27 protein-coding genes are annotated in these 21,918 nt (G+C 69.4%); 22 read left to right on the top strand and 5 right to left on the bottom strand.

Annotation, left to right across the window (positions count from 1 at the left end; all coding sequences use genetic code 11):
• Positions 1 to 134 precede the first annotated feature (134 nt).
• From Q8Q85_05345 to Q8Q85_05305, 9 genes are read left to right on the top strand one after another with little or no spacing between them, the layout of a single operon-like run.
• A complete protein-coding gene (locus Q8Q85_05345; GenBank protein ID MDP3773675.1) occupies positions 135 to 587 on the top strand; it encodes a PTS sugar transporter subunit IIA in 453 nt (150 codons plus the stop codon).
• Between the two features lies 1 nt (position 588).
• The gene (locus Q8Q85_05340; protein MDP3773674.1) at positions 589 to 966 is read left to right on the top strand and encodes a VanZ family protein; all 378 of its coding nucleotides are present in this window, start codon (positions 589 to 591) and stop codon (positions 964 to 966) included.
• Positions 954 to 2,723, top strand: a complete 1,770-nt coding sequence (gene aspS, locus Q8Q85_05335) for an aspartate--tRNA ligase (protein MDP3773673.1) — start codon at positions 954 to 956, stop codon at positions 2,721 to 2,723. The genes Q8Q85_05340 and aspS overlap by 13 nt, the downstream gene beginning before the upstream one ends.
• Positions 2,720 to 3,682: a PhoH family protein gene (locus Q8Q85_05330; GenBank protein MDP3773672.1), complete on the top strand. Its 963-nt coding sequence runs from the start codon at positions 2,720 to 2,722 to the stop codon at positions 3,680 to 3,682. The genes aspS and Q8Q85_05330 overlap by 4 nt, the downstream gene beginning before the upstream one ends.
• 1 nt (position 3,683) lies before the next feature.
• Positions 3,684 to 5,315, top strand: a complete 1,632-nt coding sequence (locus Q8Q85_05325) for an HDIG domain-containing protein (GenBank protein ID MDP3773671.1) — start codon at positions 3,684 to 3,686, stop codon at positions 5,313 to 5,315.
• Between the two features lie 46 nt (positions 5,316 to 5,361).
• Positions 5,362 to 5,760 (top strand): rRNA maturation RNase YbeY, encoded by a 399-nt coding sequence (ybeY, locus tag Q8Q85_05320; protein MDP3773670.1) that lies wholly within the window; start codon positions 5,362 to 5,364, stop codon positions 5,758 to 5,760.
• The gene (locus Q8Q85_05315) at positions 5,757 to 6,956 is read left to right on the top strand and encodes a hemolysin family protein (protein MDP3773669.1); all 1,200 of its coding nucleotides are present in this window, start codon (positions 5,757 to 5,759) and stop codon (positions 6,954 to 6,956) included. Before ybeY ends, Q8Q85_05315 begins: the two co-directional genes overlap by 4 nt.
• Positions 6,953 to 8,170 carry a hemolysin family protein gene (locus tag Q8Q85_05310; protein ID MDP3773668.1) on the top strand — a complete coding sequence of 406 codons (1,218 nt, stop codon included), beginning with the start codon at positions 6,953 to 6,955 and terminating at the stop codon, positions 8,168 to 8,170. Before Q8Q85_05315 ends, Q8Q85_05310 begins: the two co-directional genes overlap by 4 nt.
• A complete protein-coding gene (locus Q8Q85_05305; protein MDP3773667.1) occupies positions 8,167 to 8,574 on the top strand; it encodes a hypothetical protein in 408 nt (135 codons plus the stop codon). The genes Q8Q85_05310 and Q8Q85_05305 overlap by 4 nt, the downstream gene beginning before the upstream one ends.
• A 70-nt stretch (positions 8,575 to 8,644) precedes the next feature.
• On the opposite strand, the gene Q8Q85_05300 is transcribed toward Q8Q85_05305, so the two are convergent.
• From Q8Q85_05300 to Q8Q85_05290, 3 genes are all read right to left on the bottom strand, one after another.
• Positions 8,645 to 9,106, bottom strand: a complete 462-nt coding sequence (locus tag Q8Q85_05300) for a type II toxin-antitoxin system MqsA family antitoxin (protein ID MDP3773666.1) — start codon at positions 9,104 to 9,106, stop codon at positions 8,645 to 8,647.
• On the bottom strand, positions 9,096 to 9,395 hold the full coding sequence (locus Q8Q85_05295; GenBank protein ID MDP3773665.1) for a type II toxin-antitoxin system MqsR family toxin: 300 nt from the start codon (positions 9,393 to 9,395) through the stop codon (positions 9,096 to 9,098). Before Q8Q85_05295 ends, Q8Q85_05300 begins: the two co-directional genes overlap by 11 nt.
• Before the next feature lie 213 nt (positions 9,396 to 9,608).
• The gene (locus Q8Q85_05290) at positions 9,609 to 10,202 is read right to left on the bottom strand and encodes an alpha/beta hydrolase (protein ID MDP3773664.1); all 594 of its coding nucleotides are present in this window, start codon (positions 10,200 to 10,202) and stop codon (positions 9,609 to 9,611) included.
• 322 nt (positions 10,203 to 10,524) lie between these two features.
• On the opposite strand from Q8Q85_05290, the gene Q8Q85_05285 reads away from it, so the two are divergent.
• From Q8Q85_05285 to Q8Q85_05270, 4 genes are read left to right on the top strand one after another with little or no spacing between them, the layout of a single operon-like run.
• Positions 10,525 to 11,454 (top strand): HNH endonuclease, encoded by a 930-nt coding sequence (locus Q8Q85_05285; GenBank protein ID MDP3773663.1) that lies wholly within the window; start codon positions 10,525 to 10,527, stop codon positions 11,452 to 11,454.
• A gap of 51 nt (positions 11,455 to 11,505) precedes the next feature.
• On the top strand, positions 11,506 to 12,435 hold the full coding sequence (locus tag Q8Q85_05280; protein MDP3773662.1) for an HNH endonuclease: 930 nt from the start codon (positions 11,506 to 11,508) through the stop codon (positions 12,433 to 12,435).
• A gap of 8 nt (positions 12,436 to 12,443) precedes the next feature.
• Positions 12,444 to 12,800, top strand: a complete 357-nt coding sequence (locus Q8Q85_05275) for a nucleotide pyrophosphohydrolase (protein ID MDP3773661.1) — start codon at positions 12,444 to 12,446, stop codon at positions 12,798 to 12,800.
• Positions 12,801 to 12,839: 39 nt separating this feature from the next.
• Positions 12,840 to 13,346 (top strand): hypothetical protein, encoded by a 507-nt coding sequence (locus Q8Q85_05270; GenBank protein ID MDP3773660.1) that lies wholly within the window; start codon positions 12,840 to 12,842, stop codon positions 13,344 to 13,346.
• 69 nt (positions 13,347 to 13,415) lie between these two features.
• On the opposite strand, the gene Q8Q85_05265 is transcribed toward Q8Q85_05270, so the two are convergent.
• Positions 13,416 to 13,934, bottom strand: coding sequence for a hypothetical protein (locus tag Q8Q85_05265; protein ID MDP3773659.1), 519 nt, complete (start codon positions 13,932 to 13,934; stop codon positions 13,416 to 13,418).
• Positions 13,931 to 14,200 carry an Ada metal-binding domain-containing protein gene (locus Q8Q85_05260; protein MDP3773658.1) on the bottom strand — a complete coding sequence of 90 codons (270 nt, stop codon included), beginning with the start codon at positions 14,198 to 14,200 and terminating at the stop codon, positions 13,931 to 13,933. The genes Q8Q85_05265 and Q8Q85_05260 overlap by 4 nt, the downstream gene beginning before the upstream one ends.
• Positions 14,201 to 14,309: 109 nt before the next feature.
• Between Q8Q85_05260 and Q8Q85_05255 the strand changes: the two genes are divergently transcribed.
• From Q8Q85_05255 to Q8Q85_05215, 9 genes are all read left to right on the top strand, one after another.
• The gene (locus tag Q8Q85_05255; GenBank protein ID MDP3773657.1) at positions 14,310 to 14,609 is read left to right on the top strand and encodes a Smr/MutS family protein; all 300 of its coding nucleotides are present in this window, start codon (positions 14,310 to 14,312) and stop codon (positions 14,607 to 14,609) included.
• Between the two features lie 189 nt (positions 14,610 to 14,798).
• The gene (locus Q8Q85_05250; GenBank protein ID MDP3773656.1) at positions 14,799 to 15,401 is read left to right on the top strand and encodes an ORF6N domain-containing protein; all 603 of its coding nucleotides are present in this window, start codon (positions 14,799 to 14,801) and stop codon (positions 15,399 to 15,401) included.
• A gap of 79 nt (positions 15,402 to 15,480) precedes the next feature.
• Positions 15,481 to 15,612 (top strand): hypothetical protein, encoded by a 132-nt coding sequence (locus tag Q8Q85_05245; protein MDP3773655.1) that lies wholly within the window; start codon positions 15,481 to 15,483, stop codon positions 15,610 to 15,612.
• Positions 15,613 to 16,335: 723 nt separating this feature from the next.
• Positions 16,336 to 16,746 (top strand): hypothetical protein, encoded by a 411-nt coding sequence (locus tag Q8Q85_05240; protein MDP3773654.1) that lies wholly within the window; start codon positions 16,336 to 16,338, stop codon positions 16,744 to 16,746.
• Positions 16,743 to 17,204, top strand: a complete 462-nt coding sequence (locus tag Q8Q85_05235) for a hypothetical protein (protein ID MDP3773653.1) — start codon at positions 16,743 to 16,745, stop codon at positions 17,202 to 17,204. Before Q8Q85_05240 ends, Q8Q85_05235 begins: the two co-directional genes overlap by 4 nt.
• Positions 17,205 to 17,547: 343 nt before the next feature.
• The gene (gene meaB, locus Q8Q85_05230) at positions 17,548 to 18,609 is read left to right on the top strand and encodes a methylmalonyl Co-A mutase-associated GTPase MeaB (protein MDP3773652.1); all 1,062 of its coding nucleotides are present in this window, start codon (positions 17,548 to 17,550) and stop codon (positions 18,607 to 18,609) included.
• Positions 18,606 to 20,324, top strand: a complete 1,719-nt coding sequence (locus Q8Q85_05225; GenBank protein ID MDP3773651.1) for a methylmalonyl-CoA mutase family protein — start codon at positions 18,606 to 18,608, stop codon at positions 20,322 to 20,324. The genes meaB and Q8Q85_05225 overlap by 4 nt, the downstream gene beginning before the upstream one ends.
• A complete protein-coding gene (locus Q8Q85_05220) occupies positions 20,296 to 21,639 on the top strand; it encodes a hypothetical protein (protein ID MDP3773650.1) in 1,344 nt (447 codons plus the stop codon). Before Q8Q85_05225 ends, Q8Q85_05220 begins: the two co-directional genes overlap by 29 nt.
• Positions 21,636 to 21,918: hypothetical protein (locus Q8Q85_05215; GenBank protein ID MDP3773649.1), on the top strand; the 283-nt coding region annotated here is incomplete at its 3' end. The genes Q8Q85_05220 and Q8Q85_05215, both read left to right, overlap by 4 nt.

Genomic DNA, 21,918 nt, shown 5'->3' with positions numbered 1-21,918 from the left:
TCGGTCCGTCCGCCCTGCTTCTCATCGGCGAAGGTTCACCCCCGGCCGGAAAGGTGTCAAGCAACCGCTTTTCTTGCTCAAGTTCTGAAACGCCATTAACTTCCGCCCATCATGAGGCTTGTCCAGCCGCAGTGTTGCTGAGCCAGCTGCTGGCCCCCGACCGCGTCACGGTCCCCCTCACTTCCCGGGACAAGTCGAGCGTCCTCCGCGAACTGGTCGACCTGCTCGTGAGCACTTCGGGCGGGGACGCCGACGACATCCTGCACTCGGTACGCGACCGTGAAGAGTGCCAGTCCACGGGCTTCGGCTACGGGGTCGCGATCCCGCATGCCCGCACCCCGACCCTGGCCGGACTGACGATGGTCGCCGGGGTGGCGACGGAGCCCATCGAATACGGTGCGCTGGATGGACAGCCGGTGCGGCTGATCTTCCTCCTGGTGGGGCCGGAGTCGGCGGCGGGGGTGCAGGTGCGGGCCCTGGCCCGCATCGCGCGGCTGGTGCGGCGCGACGCGGTGCGGGAGCGGCTGCTCCGGGCGGCCACCCCCGAGGAGTTCGTCCGGGTCGTCAAGGAATCGGAGGGGCAGTAGAGTGGAAGACGGGCGGCGTCGGGCCTGGTGGCAGGTGGCGGGATGGCTCGCGATTCAGCTCACCGCGACATCGTTGCCGGGGAGCGTCCTGCCCGGCGGGCTCGGCCACCCGATCGATTTCCTCGGGCACTTCGGGATGTACCTGGTCCTCGGCGCGCTGGTGGCTCGGGCGGCGGCGCGCGGCCGGTCCGGGACCGGCGCGATCGTCCTGTGGGTGGTGCTGGCGGGTGTCGGCGCGCTCGACGAGACGCACCAGCTCCTCATTCCCGGCCGCGAGGCGTCCGCGGTGGACTGGACGTTCGATGCGCTGGGCGCCGGCGCGGGGCTCACGCTGTGGGCGGCGCTCGCGCGGAGGAGGGTGGCGGCATGGGTTCGATGAGTCGGACGTCGATGCGCACCCACCGGTGCGGCGAACTCAGGGCCGCGCACATCGGGCAGAGCGTTCAATTGGGTGGCTGGGTCCACCGGCGGCGCGACCTCGGCGGGCTGGTGTTCATCGACCTGCGCGACCGCGAGGGGATCGCCCAGGTGGCGTTCGGTCCCGACGCGCCGGACGCGCTCGCGGTGGCCGCGGGCCTGACGCCCGAGACCGTCGTGTCGGTGCGCGGCGTCGTGGCCGCCCGGCCGGCGGGGCAGGCCAATCCCGACCTGCCGACCGGCGAGGTGGAAGTGCGGGCGGCGGCCGTGGAGGTGATCGGCCCGGCGGCGACGCCGGCGATCCCGGTGGCGCGGGGGAAGGGCGAAGTGCTGGCCGCGGAGGAACTGCGGCTGCGGCACCGGCACCTCGACCTCCGCCGTCCGGAGCTGTACGCCAACCTGGAGCTGCGCCATCGCCTGCTCCAGCGGGCGCGGGCGGAGCTGACCGCGCTCGGGTTCCTGGAGATAGAGACCCCCATCCTCACCAAGCCCACGCCCGAAGGCGCGCGCGACTACCTCGTCCCGTCGCGGGTCCATCCCGGCGAGTTCTACGCGCTCCCGCAGTCGCCGCAGCTCTACAAGCAACTGCTGATGGTGGCCGGTTTCGACCGATACTTCCAGCTGGCGCGCTGTTTCCGCGACGAGGACCTGCGCGCCGACCGGCAGCCGGAATTCACCCAGATAGACCTCGAGGCCTCGTTCATCGGCGTGGAGGACATCTACGCCGTGACGGAGACGGTGCTCGTGGCGCTCTGGCGGGAGGGGGGGCACGAGGTCGCGGCTCCGTTCCCGCGGATGGCCTACCGCGATGCGATGGAACGATACGGATCGGACCAGCCGGACCTGCGCTTCGCGCTCGAGATCCGCGACATCACCGGGCTCATCGGCTCCGAGAGCGGAGAGTTCCTGCGCGCGGCGGTGGGGCGCGGTGAGCGGGTACGCGCCATCGTCGCCCCGGGCGGGGCGGCGCTCTCCCGCAAGGACTTCGACCAGCTCACCGACGAGGCGAAGACGATGCGCGCCTCCGGCCTGCTCTGGGCGAAGCGCGGCGCCGACGGCGTCAGCGGGCCCGGCGCCAAGGCCCTCGGCCCTGCCGCGGTCGAAGCGCTCCGCCTGGCCGAGGGTGAAGCGGTGCTCGGGTGCGCGGGCGTGGACTCGATCGTGTCACCGGCCTTGGGACGAGTGCGCCAGGAACTCGTCAGGCGCCTGAAGCTCCAGCCCAGGGCGAAGCATGCCTTCGTGTGGATCGAGCAATTCCCGATGTTCGAGCGCGATCCCGGAAGCGGCGCGCTGGCGCCGATGCACCACCCGTTCACGGCGCCGCACCCCGACGACCGCGCCCTGCTGGCGAGCGAGCCGGAGCGGGTGCGCTCGATGCACTACGACCCGGTCTACAACGGAGTCGAGCTGGGGAGCGGATCCATCCGCATCGTGGACCCGGCGCTCCAGCAGCAGGTGTTCGACCGGCTCGGCATGGCGCCGGACGACGTCGAAGCGCGCTTCGGCTTCCTGCTGGAGGGACTGAGGGCGGGGGCGCCGCCGCACGGCGGGATCGCGCTCGGCTTCGACCGGATCGTGATGCTCCTCGCCGGGGCGGAGTCGCTGCGTGAAGTGATCGCGTTCCCCAAGACGACCGCCGCGCGCGCGCTGTTCGAGGGCGCGCCCGCGCCGGCGAGTAAGGAGGACCTCTACGTGTTGCGCCTCAAGGTCGTGACGTGACGAACCCCGACGACGTCGTACACCGGATCAACGTCGAGGGCGCGGACCCGCTCGCGCTCTCCGGCGTCAACGACGCCAACCTCCAGGAGCTGGCGCGGCTGGCCGGCGTGCGGGTCTCGCTGCGCGGCGACCAGCTCTCCATCGCGGGGTCGCTGGAGGCGGTGGAGCGCGCGACGCCGATCGCGGCGGGGATGATCCAGCTGGCGCGCCTGGGCGACGCGATGAGCGCGGAGGACGTGCGCCTCCTGGCGGACGACGTGGGGAAGGGCCGCGGCGACCTGGGAAGGAACGGCGACCTCAAGGTCGTGCTGCCGGGGCTCCGGCGGGTAGTCGCTCCCAAGACCGCGGGCCAGCGCGCCTACCTCCAGGCGATGTACGACAGCGAGATCGTCGTGTCCATCGGCCCCGCGGGCACGGGCAAGACCTACCTCGCGGTAGCCGTTGCGGTGGACATGCTCCAGAAGAAGCGGGTGAAGCGGATCATCCTGGCGCGCCCCGCCGTCGAAGCCGGCGAGCGTTTGGGCTTCCTCCCCGGCGACCTCCAGGCCAAGGTGGACCCGTACCTCCGGCCGCTCTACGACGCGCTCGAGGACATGATGCCGCACGAGAAGGTGCAGCGCGCCCTCGAAACCCGGACCATCGAGATCGCGCCGCTCGCCTACATGCGCGGCCGCACCCTCGCCGACGCGTTCGTGATCCTGGACGAGGCCCAGAACACCACCGGGATGCAGATGAAGATGTTCCTCACCCGGCTCGGCGTGAACTCGCGCGCCGTGGTCACGGCGGACAAGACCCAGATAGACCTGCCGGTGCGCGAGGAGTCGGGGATCCTCCAGGTGGAGCGAGTGCTGCCCGGGATAGACGGCGTCGCCTTCTGCTATCTCGAGGACGGGGACGTGGTCCGCCACCGGCTGGTGCGCGAGATCATCAAGGCGTACCAAGAGGACGCCACCGGCTGAGATGAGCGCGTCGCGCCGCCGGTTCCTCTTCCATCTTCAACGCTTCGGGCTGGTGCCGCTCGTGGCGGTGCTCACTTGGGGCGCGTTTCCAAGCGCCGCCGCCGGCGGGCCGGAGCGCGTCGAGGTGGGGAGCATCGCGCCCTCCGACGTCATCGCTCCCTTCCGCTTCACCTTCCGAGCGACGGTGGATTCCTTCACGACCGTCGTGCTCTCCGGCGAGAAGATCGTCGGCGAGCACGAGGTGGTGACCGACGAGGCCGCGGCCAGGATCGATGCCCTGCGCGAGATCCTCGGGAGGCGTGGAAGGGACCCGGTGCGCGGCGGTATCACAACCCTGGGTGCGCTCGGGCTCGATGCGCTGATCGTGACGCTGTTCGGCGTCATCTGCCTCTTCTACCGTCCTGACATCTACCGCTCGATGCGCCAGGTGGCGTTCTTCGCCGGCGCCTTCGCGTTCGTGGCGGTCTCCGCCGGCTTGCTGACCCGGTACGCCCCCGGCCGGGTCGAGCTGATCCCCGTGGCGCTGCCGGCCATCCTGCTCGCCGTGCTCTTCGACGCGCGCGTGGCCGCCGTAGCCGCCATGACCATCGCCGCGCTGATAGGCGCCCAGCCCGTCCTGCGCGGATCGGACGCCCTGGTCTTCTGTTTCGTGGGCGGCGTGGGCGCGACGCTATCCATGCGGCGCATCCGCCATCGCACTCAGGTGTACGCGGCGATCGGCGTGGTGGCGGCGCTGTACGCCGGCGCGGCCGCGCTCTCGGGCGCGGCGGGCGAGGAATCCCTCCGCGCGATCGGCGCGTCCGCGATGTACGGCGGCGTCAACGCGCTGGGGAGCGCCGCCCTCGCCATGCTGGTCCTGCCGCTCGCCGAAGCGGTCACGCACAGCACCACGGACCTCCGGCTCCTGGAGCTGAGCGACCCCGACCGGCCGCTGTTGCGACGGCTGGCCACCGAGGCCCCGGGCACCTACGCCCATTCGGTGGCGATGGCCAACCTGTGCGAGGCGGCGTGCAACGCCATCGGCGCGAACGGCCTGCTCGCCCGCGTCGGGTGTTACTACCACGACGTCGGGAAGCTCAAGCACCCTCAGTACTTCGTGGAGAACCAGGGACACGCCCGCAACCCGCACGAGCATCTGACGCCGGCCCAGTCGGGCGCGGTGATCCGCCGTCACGTTGAGGACGGCCTGGCGCTCGCGGAGGAGCATCACCTCCCCGAGGTCATCGCGCGCTTCATCCCCGAGCACCACGGCACTTCGCCGATCTCGTTCTTCCTCGAGCGCGCCAGGGACCTCAACCCGACGTCGTCGCTAAGGGAAGAGGATTTCCACTATCCGGGCCCGCTCCCGCAATCGGCGGAGACGGCGGTGGCAATGCTGGCGGACTCGGTGGAGGCGGCGCTGCGGGTCCTCGACGAACCCACGCCGGAGAAGATCGAGGACGCCATCGATCACCTGGTGAGGAACCGGATCGAGGCCGGCCAGCTGCGGGAGGCCCCGCTCACCCTGCGGCAGGTGGACATCGTGCAGCGGGAGTTCGTCCGGGTGCTGTCGGGGATGTACCACAACCGGGTCGAGTACCCCGAGGATGCCGGGGGGCTCACCGCCGACTGGGAGAGCGGCCGCGCCAATTGACGTGCGGGTCCGGGCTCTGGCGCGGTGCCCCTTGTCGGCGGCGGGCGTGGCGCGCCTTGCGACGGCGGTGCTGCGCGCCGAACGCGTGCGCCGGGCCGCGCTCTCCGTCACCTTCGTCGGCCGGCGCCGCATCCGCACCATGAACCGCACCTACCTTGGCCGGGACCGCGAGACCGACGTGATCGCCTTCCGCTTGTCAGAGGGCACGGGCGCAGGGGCGCACGGGCGCACGGTGTTCGGCGACGTGTACGTGTGCCCGCCGGTCGCCGCGGTGCAGGCGCGCCGCTTCGCCACCACGGTCAGGAACGAGGCGCGCCGCTTGGTCGTCCACGGCGTCCTGCACGTGCTCGGCTACGACCATCCCGAGGGCGAGGGCCGGACCAAGGGCTCGATGTGGCAGCGGCAGGAACGCTACCTGCGGCGGTTCGCGCGGCTGGCGCGATGACCGAGACCCTCCCGGCCGTGCTCGGCGCCGCGCTCGCCGTGGTCTGGGCCGCGCTGTTAGCCCTCGCTGAGGGCGCGCTCGCCGCCGAGCCCAAGCTCGCCGAGGCCGCGCTCCCCCGCGCGTACGCCGAGAAGCCGGAGCGCCTGCGCCGCGCCCTTTCGCTGGGCCGGATCGTCTTCCTCACCCTCGCCGCGATAGCGCTCTCCGGCGCGCTGCGCTGGTGGAACGCGAGCCTGCCCGCCGCGGTGCTCTCGCTGGCGGTGATCGTCGCCGTCCTCGCGATCCTCGGCGACCTCGCGCCGCGCACCGTCGGATTCTGGCGCGCCGCGCACCTCGGCGTTTGGGCGGTGCGCGTCACCACCGCCTCGCTCGGCCTCCTGGTGCCGCTGTTCATCGCCGCCGGCATCCTCGATCGCGCTTTCTCCCGCCTCTTCGGCGTCTCGACCGCGAAGCACCCGACGGTCGGCAAGGCCCAGCGCGACATGCTCCTCGGCGTATTCGTGCTCGCGGACACCATGGTGAGCGAAGTGATGACGCCGCGCGTGGACGTACTGGGCGTGGACCTGCGCGCGCCCTTCGACGAAGCGGTCCGCCGGGTGGCGGCGGCCGAGCACGCCCGGCTCCCGGTCATGGACGGAGACCTCGACCACATCGTGGGCGTGCTGTACGCCAAGGACCTCCTGCCGGCGCGATTCGCCCGGCCGGACGCGGAGGCCGACTGGCGCAAGCTGGTCCGGCCCGTTGAGATGGTGCCCGAGGTGAAGACGCTCGACACCCAGCTGCGCGACTTCCAGCGCGGGCCGAGCCACCTGGCGGTGGTGGTGGACGAGTTCGGCGGCACGGCGGGCATCGTCACCCTCGAAGACGTGCTGGAGGAGATCGTCGGCGAGATCCGCGACGAGTATGACGCGCCCGAAGGCCAGCCCATCGTCGAGACCGCGCCGGGGACGTTCGTGGTGGATGGGCGCGCGCCGGTGGACGATCTCTCCGCCGCACTCGGGGTGCCGCTCGAGCACGAAGAGGTGACGACCGCGGGCGGCTTCGTGTACGCGGCCCTCGGCCACGTCCCGGAGAACGGCGAAACGACCGAGATCCCCGGCTATCGCGTCACGGTGGAGCGGGTCGAGAAGCGCAGCATCTCGCGGCTGCGGTTCGAGCGGCTCGCCCCTCCCGCGGTTGGCGGTGAGCCAGGGTGAGCGCCATCGTCGTGCTCCTCGGCCTCGCATTGGCCGCCCTGGGCGCCACCACGGCTGTCGCCACCGTCGCGACCAGCCGCCTCGAGCTGACCCGCTGGGTCGCTCGAAGATTGGCGGGCGCCGACGCGGCGGCCACGCTCCTCTCCCGTCCCGGCGACATCGCCTCCGTGGCGAACGCTCTGGTCGCGATCGGGGTGACCATAGCGGGCGTGGCGGCGCCATGGGCGCTGCGCGACGCCGGCGACGCGCGAACGCTCGCCCTGGAGCTCGGGTTCGGGCTACCGCTGGTCAGCCTCGTCGTCTACTTCCTTCCGCGGGCCGTCGGGCGCCGCTGGCCGGAAACGCTGGTGCGAGCCCTGGTGCCGCGACTCCGCCTCGCCACCGGGCTGGTCGGGCGCATCATCCGCGGCCGCGCCGCCACCGAGCGCGGCGAAGTGGAGGCGCTCTTCCGCGACAGCACCAGCGCCGGCCTCGCGCGCGAGGACGAGCTGGAGATCGTGACCGGCGTGATGGCATTTGTGGACCGCGTGGTCCACGAGGTGATGACGCCGCGCATCCGGATCGTCGCCGCGCCCGAGGCCTCGAGCGTCGCCGAGCTGGCCGAGCTGGTCGCGACCTCCGGCTACACGCGGATGCCGCTGTACCGCGCCACGCTGGATGAGATCGTCGGGATGGTCCACGCCTTCGACCTCATCAAGGCGGGGCCGGACGGCCCGGTGCGGGTGCGTCCGGTCGCCGCCATCCCCGCCTCGCGCCGTTGCGCCGACGCGCTGCTCGACCTCAAGCGGGAGGGCCGGCACCTCGCCATCGTCCTGGACGAGTTCGGGGGCACGGCGGGGCTCATCACCATGGAGGACCTGCTGGAGGAGCTGGTCGGCGAGATCTTCGACGAGCTCGACGACGCCCCGGCCCAGCCGGCCGCGCCCGCCTCGCCGGGGGTGCTGGTCGTGGACTCGAGCTACCCGCTCGCCCTCATGAATGAGCACTTCGGGACCAAGATCGTCCCCCCGCCCAAGGTTGAGACCGCCGGCGGTTACCTGGCCTGGGGCGCGGGCCGCATCCCGCAGCTCGGCGAGCGCCTGTTACTCGGCGGGCTCGAGTTCGATGTCCTGGAGGGAACGCCGAGCCGGCTCGGCCGCCTGGTGATCCGGCGAGCCGGCGCCGCGCCCGCGGCCCAGCCCCGGCCGGGCGGGGGGGGGGGAGCGACGAGTTGAGCGACCGGCAGGGCGCCGGGAGCGCCCGCTCCCACGATTCCGAGGACCGCACCATTGATTGTAGCCGGCGCGAGCCCTGGCTGGTGGCGTTCGATCTGGCCCTTCCGGTGACGTTGCTGGATCTCACCGGCTCGTGGCCCACCAAGGCCCGTGCATCCATGGCGATTAACTCCGGCCCGCGCGCCAGGGCGCGGCGCTGGTCGCGGGCGATTTACGACGCGTACCCGGCGCTCGAGGGGCTGCTCTCCGCCTCGAGCATGGACGGCAACCAGCCGGCCGTGGCGCTGTACGAACGCGCCGATGCGCTGCCGGCCCGGCCGGTGTTCCACCGCGCCCTGGCCGACGCCGCGATGACGTCGGTGGTTGCCGAGGCTGCCGCCGAGTTCAACTTCGCGGTAGTGTGAACGACGCCCTCATGCCGTCACTCCCCCCACTCCCGGCGCCCGCGAGAGGGGCGAAGCCGATGGGCACCCGCTACGCTGGGTGGGTTCGCAGGTAGTTCAGACTCTCAGGCACGTCGCGAACGAGCCTGAGCAACACGTCCATCGCCGCCGACTGCACGTTGCGGCCGGCTTCCCAGCGCGAAACGGTATTGCTGCCGAGCCTGAGCAGGTGCGCCAGCTGGCCTTGGGTGAGGCCGTGGCGCTGCCGGATGGCCCGGATCTCGGTGCTGGAGAGCAGGCCGTATTTGGTCCGGTACCGGTCGAACGCCCCGCGATCGAGGGCCCGCGCCTCGTCCAGGCGCAGGACGATCTCACCGCACCTGGGGCAGCGGAGGTGGGAGCAGTCCGGCACCCGCATCACCTCGCTGTTCACCGGGAGCGTGAGCGCGGCGCGGCGCTCGACCATCATCGTGCCGCAGGTGGGGCACGCGTCGTCGGGGAGGACGGTTGTGCGGCGAGGGTGCGCTCCGGCGCGGGTGCGATCAGCCCTCATGGCTCTCCTCGGTGCTTTCGTCTTCATGGAAGGAGACGACGACGCAGTGATGGCGCAGCACGACCTTGATGTACAGGCGGACACCGGCGGCGACCGGATGGAAGACATGCAGCCACTCGCCGGTGAGCGAGGAACGGTAGCGCGACGCCGCGTTGCCCGTATCGAGCCCAGCGAGCAGCGCCGGCACGTCGCTGGCGCCCAGGCCGATGGCGAGCTCCGCGAGCTCGAGACGCGCCTTGTGGGTCAACCGTACCCGACCGAGGACCGCGAGGTGGCGGATCCGTTTCACGGCCCTGGAGGCCCATCGCGGCATACTGAAGCACCATAACCATATGGTGAAACTAGGCGATTGGAGAGTCGCCGTCAACAGTGGTCGTGGTCGGCTCGGGCAATGTGGCGGGCTGATATCACCAAAGGGTCATCGGGGCGGGAACTTCGGTCGTGTCGCCCAGTTCGCTGCGGTGAAGTCGCAATTCGCGACCTCACGTTGAGGTTGGGAGAATCAATCCCGCCGGAGCACGTAGGCCAGCGCCTCCTCCCAGATCTCCGCCGGCGCCCGGGCGTGGCCGGCGCCGGAGATCTCGCGGAAGCGGTTGGCGATCTGGAGCGAGTCGAGGAGGCGGGCGGCGGCGAGGGCGCCGGCGCGGCGGGTGGGATCCTCAGCGCCGCCGATGGTGAGGAAGAACCGGGCGCCGTTCGCGGCCAGGGTGCGCATGTCGGTGGCGCGGGCGCGGTAGCGGGCGCGGCTGCTCATGACGACGGCGCCGCGGACGCGCTGGGGGTTCCGGAGCGCGAGGGCCCAGGCGAGGTCGCCGCCCATGGAGAAGCCGGCGAGCACGACGCGGGTGGTGTCCGCGCGGCGCTCCCGCGCGAGCGCGGCGAGGTCGGCGCGCAGCTGCTGGTCGTAGCGCGCGATGGTGCGGGTCCAAACGTAGCCGGTGCGGAGGTCGGGCGAACCCTGGCCTGCGCTGAGGACCACGATCGCGCCTTCCGGCGGCTGGTAGCTCTCGAAGAGCGACAGGGCGGTGCCGCTCGAGGCGGGGAACATGACGATGACCGGATAGGTGCGCGCCGAGTCGAAGGACGCGGGGAGCACGACGCGCCCGGGCGCGGGTGGCGTGGTGGCCGCTCTGGCGGCAGCCGGGGGCGGGGGCGGCGCGGTGGACTGGGCAGCGGCCAGGGCGGAGCCTGTGCGAAAACACCGTTCTGAGCACCCCTAAGTTGTTGATTTACAACGCTGCCACTGCTGCCAAAGTGGCGTTTTCACACGGGCTCGGCGGGCGTTAGGAGCAAGGCCGCGAAGGCGGCGGTCAAGGGATGGCGCATGGGGGAGAGGATGAGGGTGGCAAAGGGGTGAGGTCAACCTTGTGTCGGAGACGCGCCGGCCTGCCTAGCGCTCTGGGCTGAACGGGCGCATCGTGAGTGGCGTGGACGCGGACTGGGAGCTCCGACTCGCGGCGTTCGATCACCTCAGCCGGCTGCGCGACCGGTCGGGCGGCCTGGTCTCGCTCGCCGATCTCGAGGCGGGGTTCGAGTTCCGCGGCGAGCGCATCCCCCTATTCAATCGGTATCGCGGCATCTGGCGGCCGAAGCAGTTAGGCGCCGAGGGGCCGGCGCTGTCAATCACCACCACGCCGCCGCGGGCGGGTAAGACGCCGCCTTACGACGATCAGGTGGCGTCCGAGGACGGGTGGTTTGTGTATCGCTATCAGGGCGAGGATCCGGACCTGTGGACCAACCGGGCGGTGCGGCGGGCGATGGAGGTGCAACGCCCGCTCATCTACTTCTACGGGATCGAGCCAGGCCTGTACGAAGCGGTCTATCCGGTGTACGTGGTGGGTGACGACCCGGCGGATCTGACGTTCCACGTTGCGGCCGACGTCCTCGGCTATGCGCCGATCGCGCCCGGGATCGATCCGACGCAGTTCGCGGCGCAGCGCGGGTACCAGACCGTGTCAGTGAAGAAACGCCTCCACCAACACCGGTTCCGCGAGCTGGTGGTACGGGCGTATCACACTTCGTGCGCGGTGTGCCATCTCCGGCATGGTGAGCTGCTCGACGCGGCTCACATCCTGCCGGACCGGGACGAGCGGGGCCGGCCCGAGGTGCCAAACGGGCTGGCGTTATGCAAGATCCACCACGCCGCCTTCGACGTGGACATCCTCGGCATTTCGCCGGACTGTCTGATCACGATCCGGCACGACGTACTGGATGAACGCGACGGCCCGATGCTCCAGCACGGGCTCAAGGAGATGCACGGGGCGTTGATCCAACTGCCGCGGCGGACGGAGCTCAGGCCGAACCGGGACTACCTTGCGGAGCGGTACGAGCGGTTCCTGGCGGCCTAGCAGAAGTTCAAGCCTGTTCCGCGTGGCCTGCCTGGCGGTTATTATGGCGCTGTGAAGGCCTTCGTCGCCGTGACCGACAACGACTGGTTCGAATTCCTCGCGGCGCAGGAGGGCATCGACGAGGTCAACTTCTGGCAGCCCAGCGGGGGGCGCGACTTCAGGCAGCTCTCCGACGGCGGGCCGTTGCTGTTCAAGCTCCATTGGCCGTTGAACTTCATTGCCGGCGGCGGGTTCTTCGCGTCCTTCACGCGGCTGCCCGTGAGCATCGTCTGGGACACTTTCGGCATCAAGAACGGGGCGCCATCCTACACACGGATGCGCCAGCTGATCGAGAGGCGGCGCGCGATCCCGCCCAGTGCGCGCGAGGACTACGAGATCGGCTGCATCGTGCTCCAGGAACCGTTTTTCCTCCCGCGAGACCGATGGATCCCGGCTCCGACCGACTTCGCCAAGAGCGTGGTGCAAGGGAAAGGGTACGATCTCGGCGCTGGCGAGGGTCGTGCGCTGTGGGACCAAGTACTTGAGGCACGGGCGCTGACACTGCACGCCGGTGCGGAGCGGCCCGTCGAGATCGGCGGTTCGATGTACGGCGAGGGTCAGCGTGGGCGTATGCGACTCCGCCAGGGCGCATTCCGGGTCATGGTGACGGATGCGTATAACCGGCGGTGCGCCATCTCGGGTGAGAAGGCCCTGCCGGTACTCCAGGCGGCGCACATCAAGCCCGTGGCTGAGGGCGGCCAGCACCGGCTCGACAACGGGTTGTTGCTGCGCTCGGACGTGCACACGCTCTTCGACCGGGGCTACATCTCGGTCACTCCCGAGCGAAAGGTGTTGGTGAGCCGCAAACTGAAGGACGACTTCGACAACGGTGAGCCGTACTTGCCTCTGGCGGGCGCGGAGATACATCTCCCCCATCGCGAGCTTGAACGTCCCGCGCGCGAATTCCTCGAGTGGCACGTGGATACGGTGTACCGGGGCTAGGAGCGAGCATGGCCGATCGACTTGAAGACGTGGTAGTCCGGCTGCGCGCATTCGTGGCCGAGAGGGAGTGGGAGCAGTTCCACGACCCGAAGAACCTCGCGATCGCGGTGGCGTCAGAGGCGGGGGAGCTGTTGGCAGAATACCGCTGGATCGCGAATGCCGAGGCGGACGCGTGGTCGAAGGAGCCAGACAACTGCCAGCGTGTGGCGATGGAAGCGGCGGACGTGGGCATCGCGCTTCTGTTGCTGTGCGAGCGCGTGGGCATTGACTTTGTCGGGGCAATGAACGAAAAGATCCAGATCAACCACGCCAACTACCCTGCGGAGGAGGCGAGGGGTCAGCACTCGCGACCCCTTGGCCGTTGACCTTGCGGATGTCGGATGTCCAGTGCCGCGAGACGAGACATGTACCAGCTTGAAGTGAAGCGCGCGCTGGTCCAGCTTTGCTTTCACCCAGCGAATGGATGGGCTGTAACCGTCGACGTTGACCCGATGGAACGGGCGAAGGGCGGCAAGCATCATCCCGACAAGGCTGGACGTGCTGCGGAGGCACTTGCAGGCCTTCAGAGGCTCGGTGCCGTCCTCGGAAAGCACGCGCTGTTCGGGTCCGTGGACGTGGTCGCGGAGCACGTAAGGCTCGGTACGCGCCTAATCGAGGTTGAGGCTGATTCTTCAAGGCAGCGCGAGCAAGCCATGTACTCAGCAGTTGGGCAGCTGCTGCTGTCAATGAAGCTCGAGAGCCCCCGCGTTCGATACGGGCTCGCGGTTCCGGACGCTCCTGAGTGGATTCGTCAGCTTCGCAAGATCCCGGCCGCGCTGAGCCGGAAGTTGGTGCTAGATTTGTACGCGGTCGGCGACAAACACGTACAGATGTTCGAGGCCGGTTCCGCCATCCCGGATTGGAGCAGATAGGCCCGGCGTTCGTGCCCCGCGTCGGGATTCTCGCGACGGTCCGCAATCGTCTTCTCCTGTCAACTCCCGCTATTCCGCACGTTGGCTTCCGGCACGGACGCTGCTTGACCCAGCAAGGAACGCAATGAACCGCTGCCATTCCCCATCGTCGTTCAGGTAGAAAACGTTCTTCTTTCCGAGCGCCCTATCAAGCGCGCGCTTGTAGGGCAGGAAGCTCTCCTCCCATGTCAGATACACGTACCGAAGGCCCCTCGCCTCGGCTGCCTTCCTGTACCGCTTGTACTTGGTGGCATCCTTCAAGCTGAAGAGTCCGCTCGTCTTGATCTCAATCGCCACGGTCCCGACAACGAGATCCGCCTTGGCTCTTCCTCCAAGGCTCACCTGTTCTGTCACCTCCGCCCTTACCCTTTTGGCCTTGAGTTCCTTTCGAATGCAGTGCTGGACTGTCTGCTCGAACACCCAACCGCTCAGGCCGGAGAAATGCGGCTCTTTCCCAGAAAACACGCTGAGCTCGGCGAGCTTTTCTTTCGCCCGCTTCAGACTTGACGCGTAGAGGCTCCAAACATCGTCTTGGTCCAGTCGGGTCATCCTCTCCTCGGGTCCGAGCAAGTGAGTTTCCAGGCCCGATACTCAATCGGCAGGCACCTGCCACACGGCCGATACCACACCGCCACAGCCGCCGCCTCATCCGCAAAGAACACCCGCCACTTCGCGTAACCCTTCTGCAACACCCGGATCGCCGACGGACAATCCAGCCGCCCATAGATCCGGCTCCGCCGGTTGCCCGCGAGCTGGCCGGGCACCACGCTATCCCGGAATGACCCATCGGCCGCGAGTAGACGATACCGCTGCATCGCCCCCAAGCTACACCGCGCAGGCCGCGAGCGCCGTCGCATCACTTGCCGCCGGCGAGGCGACGCCTAGACTGGTGAGGCCACGAACCTCAACTTGGAGGCGCCGCTGATGCCTCGCCAGCCGCGGTACTCTTCTCATGACGCACTGCTCGACGCGCGGCCCGCCGTGACGCTCGACCTCCACGGCCGCACCGAAGCCGAGGCGCGAGCCGCCGTGGAGAAGCTGGTGAGAGGCTCCGGCGCGAGCGGCAAGGTGGTGCACATCATCACGGGGAAGGGGAAAAGCTCCCGCGGCTCGCCGGTGCTGAAGAACCTGGTTCGCGGCATGCTCAAGGGGTCGCTGGCGCCCTTGGTCCGCGAATGGGACCTCGACGACGGCGAGGGCGGCTACCGTGTCCTCGTTCGCTGAAGTTCCTCACCGGAAGCGAGTCACGCGCCGCCCGCGCGCCGCGCCATGCACGAGGACAAGCTGAGCTACCCGGAGCGCACGCGGCGGGTCAGGGACGAGTCTTAACGCCGGGCTGCCTTGATGCAATGAATTGATCCGCGACGCGCGTTTCCGGTTGGGCGTGCGTCGCCGAGGGCTCCATCTTGGGCCATGGCCATTGTTCCAGCCGAGCGTATCGAGTCCGCCATCCACGTTGTGCGGGGTCAGCGGGTCATGCTGGACGCTGACCTCGCGGTCCTCTACGGGGTTACGACCAAGCGCCTGAACGAGCAAGTCAAGCGCAATCTGGCGCGGTTTCCAGAGGATTTCATGTTCCGGCTCACGGCTGATGAAGCCGCGACCTTGAAGTCGCAATTTGCGACTTCAAGTGCCGACTGGGGCGGACGCCGGAAACTGCCGAACGTATTCACGGAACACGGTGCGGTCATGCTTGCCAGCATCTTGAACAGCCCAACGGCGGTCGAAACAAGCGTACAGATCGTGCGTGCCTTCGTGAGAATTCGGCTCATGCTGGCTTCGAACGCCGAACTGGCGCGAAAACTGGAGGATCTCGAGCGCCGCTACGATAGCCAGCTTCGGGTCGTATTCCGGGCGATCCGCGACCTCATGGTGCCCGTCGTGCCCCGTCGGAAGCGGATCGGTTCGGCGACTCGCGGCCCGACCCATCGCCACCGTAGAATCATCCATGCCCGACATCCACCTCGGCGGCCGATCCGGTTTGCTCCGGGCCGGCACCGTATCGGGAGTATGTAGCGCGCGCCGTCGGCGCGGCCTGATGCCTCGCCAGCCGCGGTACTCTTCGCATGGCGCACTTCTCGACGCGCGCCCCGCCGTGACGCTAGACCTCCACGGCCGGACCGAAGCCGAGGCGCGAGCCGCCGTGGAGAAGCTGGTGAGAGGCTCCGGCGCGAGCGGCAAGGTGGTGCACATCCAGCGCCGGCGAGCAGGCGGTGCGTTGCCATGATCCTGAAACGGGAGGAAACGATGACATGGGTCTTCCGCGGCAGACTACCCTAGGTCCTCGCTTGGTAATTCGGTGGTGATCTGATTCAGCTACGATGATCCAATGTCGGAAGCGAGCCTTGTGCCCTTTGAGCGCATCACAAGCGCCATCATGCTCTTGCGCGGTCACAAGGTCCTGCTCGATGCCGTGCTGGCCGAGATGTACGGAGTGGAGACGAAAGCTCTCATGCGCGCGGTAAGACGCAACATCCAGCGCTTTCCTCCAGATTTCATGTTTCGCCTTTCTGCGGAAGAGTTCCGGAACTTGAGGAGCCAGTCTGGCACCTCAAGGTCATGGGGCGGGAGTCGGTATCCTCCGTACGCTTTGCCGCATCTTGAAGTCACAATCTGTGACTTCAAGTTGGGGCGGTGCGCGCCGGGCCCGACGGTACGCCTTCACGGAGCACGGCGTCGCCATGCTCTCGAGCGTTCTCCGCAGCCAGCGAGCGGCCTCGCCATCTGTGGCCGGCAGGCCGTCCTGCGCGCTCGCTGACCCAGGCACGCGGGCCCGTAACCGGAAAACATGAAGGCCGGGACAATCGCCCCGGCCCTCTCCGCGCGGCGCACCTGCGCCGCAGTGGCTTCGCACGCACTCCGATGATATCCTCGGCCTCCCGCGGCGCGCAAGGGCGGCCGGACGGGCGCGGGCCTTGCGATATGAGTCACTCATACGTAGTATGATTCCGTGGCTCTCGCCCGCGTTACGGTGACCGTGCCGGCCCGCCTCCTCAAGGAGGCCGATCGCCGCGCCAGCGCCCTCCAGCGCTCCCGCAGCTGGGTGGTGGCCGAGGCGCTGCGAGGCTTCCTCGCCGGCGCCGTTCGCGACGATGCCGGGAGGGGCGCGCGCGCGCCGGCCCTGGTGCGCGAAGACGCGCCGGCGCCGTACGCGGCACCCGCCGCCGACGTCGAGCGCGCGCGGCTCCGCCACCTCGAGGCCGAGTTGGCGCTGACCCCGGCCGCACGACTCGAGCGCGCCGAGGAGCTGGGTCGTCTGGCCCGCTCGCGGCAGCGCCGCGGCCGGCGCCACCAAGTGATCGGCTTCGAATCCTGGGACGACTACGACCTGTGGAAGACGGCGCAACGAATCGGCGGGTGAGGAGTCGCATCATCCAGGTCTGCGCCGCGCTCAACGGCTGCGATGCGAAGTACCTGGTGATCGGCGGAGCAGCGTGCGTGCTCCACGGCTACGTCCGCGCCACCACGGACGTGGACATCCTCATCGAGCCCACCCGCGAGAACGCGGAACGGGTGCTCGAGGCGCTCGCGACCGTCGGCTACGGCTTCGCCCGCGAGCTCACGGCCGCCGAGATCCTGGCGCGCCCCATCACGGTCATCGGCGACGACCCGGGGGTGGACATCTTCCTGGGCGCGTGGAGCATCAACTACCGCACCGCCCTGCCGGGCGCCTCACGCGTGGATGTTGACGGGGTGGAGGTTCCGCTCGTCGGGATCGACGACCTCATCGCCAGCAAGCGAAGCGGCCGGCCGCTCGATATCGCGGACGTCGAAGCCCTCGAGCAGATCAAGCGCCTGCGCGCCGCCCGCGGCCGCTAATTGTCCTTGGCACTAAGGACAAGACAATAGCAATTTGTCCTCCATGGAAGGACGATATGTCGCCGTCATGCAGCAGAAGATCGTGGATGCCCAGGCGGCCGCGATCCCGTTCCGAGCGGCGACGCATGGTCAACCGGCGCTAAGTGCATCCGGCGGGTGCGCACGAACTCACGTTTGTTCATCCGGCGTGGTCCTCCAGTTCCTTGGCGCCAAGCTACGCCAGGGTTGGGCCTCGTCAATGGTATCGGCCTCGCGCCCCGCCTTCCGCGCGCCAGATTGAAGCTACCCCCAGGATGCCCCCCCCAATCTTGACCTATTCCCAAGTCTGGCTTTGATTTAGGTCGTGTCCATTCAACCACTCCTAGATGGCCTCGCCGGGCGGACGACCGCCGCCCTCGCCCGTGCCATTTCACTGGTGGAGAATGGCGCCCCCGGCTTCGAGGAGCTGCTCGCCGGCCTCCACGGCAAGCTCGGCCGCTCCCGCCGGATCGGCATCACCGGCCCACCAGGCGCCGGCAAGAGCACCCTGATCGAGCGGCTCGTAGCTTCCTATAGGTCGCGCGGGCTCACAGTAGCCGTCATCGCGGTGGATCCCTCCAGCCCCTTCACCGGCGGTGCGCTCCTCGGCGACCGCATCCGGATGGAACGCGCCTCCCTCGATCCCGGCGTGTTCATCCGGTCCATGGCCACGCGCGGGTCTCAGGGCGGCATGGCGACCACGACCGGCGAAGTGGCCGACGTCATGGACGCCTACGGCTTCGACCGTATCCTTATCGAGACGGTCGGGGTCGGGCAGTCGGAGCTGGACGTGGCAGCCGCGGCGGACACCACCGTGGTCATGCTGGTCCCCGAGTCCGGCGATGGCATCCAGGTCATGAAAGCCGGATTGATGGAGATCGCCGATGTCTTCGTGGTGAACAAGGCGGACCGGCCCGGCGCGGACGGGCTGCGGCAGGAACTCGAAGTCGCGATGGGGATGCGGAGCGGGCAGGCGTATCGGCATGTGCGAGCGCATCACGGGGCGGGCCTCAAGAAAGGGGCACAGGGGCACGGGGGCACCGGCGCCCAGGGGTCCGAGGCTGCGGCCGTGAGCCCAGCCGCGTGGGAGCCGCCGGTGCTCGCGACGGTCGCCGCCGATAACACCGGCGTCGCCGAACTGGTGGACGCGCTCGACCGGCACTACGCGCACCTCGAGGCCGCGGGAACGCTGGCGGCTCGCCGGAAGCGCCGCCGCGAGTTACGCACCCGCGAGGTCGTGGACCGCGCGCTCAAACGGTGGGTCTGGTCGGATGCCGGTCCGAAGCGGGACGTGGAGTCGGCGCTGGATGACGTATCCGCAGGCCGGGTGAGCCCGTACCAAGCTGCGCAAGGGATCCTCGCGCGAGTGCAAGGGAGCCTGACATGAGCGTTCTGGAGACCGATCTCGCGGCCAAACACCTCGCGGACCGCTTGGAGGAGCGCGAGCGCGAGCTCGAGGCGCTGCGCCGCGAGCTGGCTGCCTGGCGCGAGAAGTACGCCCGCGCCGAGCTGCGCGACGCCGATTTCACCGGCGTGTCCGGACGGGACGTCGAACCGGTGTACACGCCCCTGGATGTCGCGGACCTCGACCACGCGAACAGCCTCGGCCTGCCGGGCGAGTACCCGTTCACCCGCGGGATCCACGCCACCGGGTACCGCGGCCGCCTCTGGACGATGCGGCAGTTCGCCGGCTTCGGCGGCGCGCGAGAGACCAACGAGCGCTACAAGTTCCTGCTGGGCCGCGGCCAGACCGGCCTCTCCGTCGCCTTCGACTTCCCCACGCTGATGGGCTACGACTCGGATCACCCGCGGTCGCTCGGCGAGGTGGGGAAGTGCGGCGTGGCCATCTCGAGCCTCGCCGACATGGAGACGCTGTTCGACGGGATCCCGCTCGACCAGGTCTCGACCTCGATGACGATCAACGGGCCCGCGGCGATGCTCTTCTGCTTCTACGTCGCGGCGGCGGAGCGGCAGGGAGTGAAGAGCGAGCAGCTGCGCGGCACGGTGCAGAACGACATGCTGAAGGAGTACATGGCCCAGCACGCCTGGATCTACCCGGCGGAGCCGGCGCTCAAGATCATCGTGGACATGTTCGAGTGGGGCGCGGTACACACGCCGCGGTGGAACACCATCTCCATCTCCGGCTACCACATCCGCGAGGCAGGGGCGACGGCGGCGCAGGAGCTGGCCTTCACCCTCGCCAACGGGTTCTGCTACGTCGAGCACGGCATCGCGCGAGGGCTCGACGTGGACGCCTTCGCGCCGCGGCTCAGCTTCTTCTGGGACATCCACAACGACCTCTTCGAGGAGGTCGCCAAGCTTCGCGCCGCGCGCCGCATCTGGGCGCGTCACATGCGCGAGCGCTACGGAGCGAAGAGCCCCCGCTCCTGGACCATGCGCTTCCATTCCCAGACCGCCGGCGTGTCGCTCACCGCGCAGCAGCCGATGAACAACGTGGTGCGCGTCGCGTACCAGGCCCTCGCCGCGGTGCTGGGCGGTACCCAGTCGCTGCACACCAATTCCATGGACGAAACCCTCGCCCTCCCCACCGAGGAGGCGGTACTGCTGGCGCTGCGCACCCAGCAGATCCTGGCGTACGAGACCGGCGTGCCTAACGTCGCCGACCCGATGGGCGGCTCCTACTACGTCGAGGCGCTCACCGACAAGCTCGAGTCGGAAGCAGAAGCCATCTTCGCCGAGATAGACAAGATCGGCGGAGTGGTGCGGGGGATCGAGATGGGCTGGTTCCAGCGCAATATCGCCCTCTCGGCGGCCAAGCAGCAGCGCGACGCGGAAGAGAACCGCCGGGTCATCGTCGGGGTGAACGAGTTCGTTTTGGAGGAGCCCGAGGTAGGGATCCCGCTCCTCAAGATCGGCGAGGAGGTAGAGCGGGAGCAGACCGAGCGGATGCGCAAGCTGCGCTCCGCCCGCGACAACGACCGGTGCCGCCGGCAACTCGACACGCTGGCCGACGCCGCTCGCCACAACCAGAACGTGATCCCCGCGATGCTCGACTGCGCGCGCTCGTACTGCACGCTGTTCGAGATCCGCGAGGCATTGGAAGGAGTTTATGGTGCGTACCGAGAGCCGGTCTTTTTCTAGGGGCGGAACAGGGGCACGGGGGCACGGGCGCACAGAGGCACAGGCGCACGGGGGCACAGACGCGCAGGCGCACGGGGGCACAGGGGCACGGGCGCACGGGGGCACAGGGGCACGGGCGCACGGGGGCACGGGCGCACCGGCGCACGGGCGCACGGCGAAAGCGACGGAGCTTCATGGCGCGCTCGCCGAGCTGCTGGCGCTCGACAACCAGGCAGGTTGGGTCGTCTCGTGTTACCAGAAGCTCGAGACGGGCGACCGCGCCGGCGACAAGTACCGCATCAAGCTCAAGAACCGGCTCCGCCGGGCCGCCCTACGACTCGACATCCCGGGCTTCTCGCACGCCGACCGCGAGAGCGTCGGGGCAGCCCTGGCGCGGATCGAGGAGTTCTTCCGGTCCTCGTCCAACCTCGAGGGCGGGCGGGGCGTGGCCGTGTTCGCGGCGAAGGGCTTCTTCCGAGTGGTCCGGCTCCCCTACGTTCTGCGGAGCCGCGTGCTGGTGGACCGCACGCCCGTGGTCGGCGAGCTGGTCGCGCTGGCCGAGTCCGGCACCAGAGTGCTGGTGGTCGTGGCCGACCGGCGGTCGGCGCGTCTCTTCGACTGCGGGCTGGAAGGTGCGCAGGAGCTTGACGGCCTGGTTGCGCCGGACGCGACGCGGGGGGGAAGGTTCCACCCGGACCGCGGTGCGGCGCCCGGCGTCGGCGAGTTCCGGTTCCACAACCGGATCCGCGAGGAGAAGCACCGTCATCTGGCGCACGTAGCGGAGGTAGTCTCGCAGCGGCTCCGGAGCGAGCTGTTCGCCGGACTACTGGTAGGCGGGATCGGCGCCGAGCCCGGCGCCCTCATCCGCCATCTCCATCCATCCATCACCGATCGTCGCGCCGTGGCGACCATCACCCTCACGCCCAAGCACGTGACGGCCGCAGAAGTCCGTGAGCGCGTCACCGACTACCTCGACGACCGGGCCCGGAGCCGCGCGGAACGGGACGTCGAGGCCTACCTCACGGCCGCGGGCACCGGCTGGGCGGCCAACGGGGTGGAGCCCACGCTGAAGGCGCTGGCGCGGGGACAAGTGGGCACGCTGCTGGTGGATCACGACGCCGAGTTGCCGGGCTTCCGGTGCTCAGGCAGCGGCCGGCTAACCCAGGATGCCGCCTCCGCGCGCGGGGAAGGCGAGCCGCTCCCCATCGCGGACCTGCTCGACGACGCGATCGAGGACGCGCTCCGCCAGCGGGCGCGGGTCGCGGTGGTGCGTGGCTCGCCGGCGCGGCGCTTGGACCGGCTGGCCGCCATACTGCGGTTCAGGGCGGGGAAGTGAAAAAAGGTGGCACGGGGGCACGGCGGCACGGCGGGACGGCGTCACCGAGGGCCATCCTGTTCGACGCCGGCGGTACGCTCGTCCACATTGACCATGCCCGCGTCGCTGCCATCGTAGAACGCGCTACCGACCACGCGTTGCCGGTCGAGGGGTTCGTGGAGGCGGAGTACGCCGGCCGCGCGGCCGTGGAAGCGGCCATGGCGAACAACGGAGGCGCCAGCGACGGCCTCCGCTGGACCATCCATTTCGCCGCCATGCTCGGCGCGCTCGGCCTCTCGG

The sequence above is a fragment of the Gemmatimonadales bacterium genome (genome assembly GCA_030697825.1).
Lineage (GTDB): Bacteria > Gemmatimonadota > Gemmatimonadetes > Gemmatimonadales > JACORV01 > JACORV01.
Note: the sequence above shows the minus strand (reverse complement) of the source record. Positions and strands in the feature narration are given on the sequence as shown.

What these genes read in the sequence shown, in the direction of transcription:
- Q8Q85_05225 (MDP3773651.1), top strand. Translation starts at nt 18,606, where the DNA reads ATGAGCGTTCTGGAGACCGATCTCGCGGCCAAACACCTCGCGGACCGC.
- Q8Q85_05260 (MDP3773658.1), bottom strand. Translation starts at nt 14,200, where the DNA reads ATGCAGCGGTATCGTCTACTCGCGGCCGATGGGTCATTCCGGGATAGC.
- Q8Q85_05275 (MDP3773661.1), top strand. Translation starts at nt 12,444, where the DNA reads ATGGCCGATCGACTTGAAGACGTGGTAGTCCGGCTGCGCGCATTCGTG.
- Q8Q85_05265 (MDP3773659.1), bottom strand. Translation starts at nt 13,934, where the DNA reads ATGACCCGACTGGACCAAGACGATGTTTGGAGCCTCTACGCGTCAAGT.
- Q8Q85_05255 (MDP3773657.1), top strand. Translation starts at nt 14,310, where the DNA reads ATGCCTCGCCAGCCGCGGTACTCTTCTCATGACGCACTGCTCGACGCG.
- Q8Q85_05325 (MDP3773671.1), top strand. Translation starts at nt 3,684, where the DNA reads ATGAGCGCGTCGCGCCGCCGGTTCCTCTTCCATCTTCAACGCTTCGGG.
- Q8Q85_05250 (MDP3773656.1), top strand. Translation starts at nt 14,799, where the DNA reads ATGGCCATTGTTCCAGCCGAGCGTATCGAGTCCGCCATCCACGTTGTG.
- Q8Q85_05270 (MDP3773660.1), top strand. Translation starts at nt 12,840, where the DNA reads ATGTACCAGCTTGAAGTGAAGCGCGCGCTGGTCCAGCTTTGCTTTCAC.
- aspS (MDP3773673.1), top strand. Translation starts at nt 954, where the DNA reads ATGGGTTCGATGAGTCGGACGTCGATGCGCACCCACCGGTGCGGCGAA.
- Q8Q85_05300 (MDP3773666.1), bottom strand. Translation starts at nt 9,106, where the DNA reads ATGAGGGCTGATCGCACCCGCGCCGGAGCGCACCCTCGCCGCACAACC.
- Q8Q85_05315 (MDP3773669.1), top strand. Translation starts at nt 5,757, where the DNA reads ATGACCGAGACCCTCCCGGCCGTGCTCGGCGCCGCGCTCGCCGTGGTC.